The sequence below is a fragment of the Rhodococcus sp. UFZ-B548 genome, from assembly GCF_903819475.1.
Classification (GTDB): domain Bacteria; phylum Actinomycetota; class Actinomycetes; order Mycobacteriales; family Mycobacteriaceae; genus Rhodococcus_F; species Rhodococcus_F erythropolis.
This window is the reverse complement of sequence record NZ_CAIJDS010000147.1, coordinates 1-1,436: the sequence shown is the minus strand read 5'-3', so window position 1 is coordinate 1,436 and position 1,436 is coordinate 1. Positions and strand designations below refer to the sequence as shown.

At 63.6% G+C, this 1,436-nt stretch carries 1 protein-coding gene; it reads left to right on the top strand.

Features of this window, described 5'->3' with window-relative positions; all coding sequences use genetic code 11:
* Nucleotides 1-1,436, top strand: a 1,436-nt coding sequence (locus H7C86_RS36880; RefSeq protein ID WP_182263513.1) for an amino acid adenylation domain-containing protein, incomplete at both ends; no start/stop codon positions are given.

Below are 1,436 nucleotides of genomic sequence, written 5' to 3'. Positions count from 1 at the left end.
ATTCGTGTGTTCGAGGCTGTTGTGGCGGATTCGTCGGCAGTGGTCGGCGACATCGAGTTGTTGTCGAGTGACGAGTTCACCGAGCTGTCACGAGTATCGAATGCCTTTGGGGAACAGCCGGTTTCCGGGACTTTGCTGGGTGTGCTCGAGCGGGCGGTGGATCGTGATCGTTCGGCGACTGCGGTTCGGTTCGAGGGGCGTTCTCTCTCGTACGGCGAGTTGGACGAGGCGTCGTCGCGGTTGGCGCGGTTGTTGATCGGTCGCGGTGTGGGTGTCGAGGATCGTGTTGTGGTTGCTGTGTCGCGGTCGGCGTTGTCGGTGGTGGCGTGGTGGGCTGTGATCAAGTCGGGTGCGGCGTTCGTTCCGGTGGATCCGGGGTATCCGGTGGATCGGATTCGGCACATGGTGTTGGATTCGGGTGCGGTGTTGGGTGTGACGGTTGGTTCGGTGGTTGCGGGCTTGCCGGATGTGTTGCCGTGGTTGGTTGTCGATGGTGTGGATGTCGTCGATGGCGGTGCTGCTCCTGTGGTTGCGGGGCTATCTGGCCGGCCGGTGTCGGCGGGGGAGCGTCGTGGTGTGGTCTCGGAGTTGTCGACGGCGTATGTGATTTACACGTCGGGTACCACGGGAATGCCCAAGGGCGTCGTCGTACCCAACGGGGCTGTAGCGAACTTCTCAGCCATGCAGGTCGCGGCCTACGGTTTGGACTCCTCGGTGCGGGCGTTGCATTTTGCTTCGCCGAGTTTCGACGCTTCGGTGTTGGAGTTGTTGTTGGCGTTCGGTTGCGGGGGCACCTTGGTGGTGGCACCGGACACGGTGTTCGGCGGCAGCGAGTTGGCAGTCTTCTTGCGGGCGGAGCGGGTCTCGCATGCGTTCGTGACGCCGGCGGCGTTGGCGTCGGTGGATGAGTCGGGGCTCGACGATCTGCGGCTTGTTGTCGTCGGTGGTGAGGCCTGCCCGCCGGAGTTGGTGGCGCAGTGGGCTGTCGAGCTTGCTGACGGGTCTATCCGTCGCTTCGTCAACGGCTACGGTCCGACCGAGACCACCATCATGACGAATATCAGTGATCCGCTGGTGGCCGGGGACCGTCTGGTGATCGGTGGGCCGAGCGCCGGAGTGTCCGAGCGGGTGCTCGATGCTCGGTTGCGTCCGGTGCCGGTCGGGGTTGCGGGTGAGTTGTATGTCGCTGGTGCGCAGGTGGTTCGGGGCTATCTGGATCGGGCTGGGTTGACCTCGGGTCGGTTCGTGGCCGATCCGTTCGGTGCGCCGGGTGATCGGATGTATCGCACGGGCGATGTTGTGCGGTGGACCTCGGGTCTGGAGATCGAGTATGTGGGTCGTTCGGATTCGCAGGTCAAGGTTCGTGGTTTCCGTATCGAGTTGGGTGAGATCGAATCCGCGTTGGTCGGGTGTGCGGGTGTCGCCCGTGCAGTCGT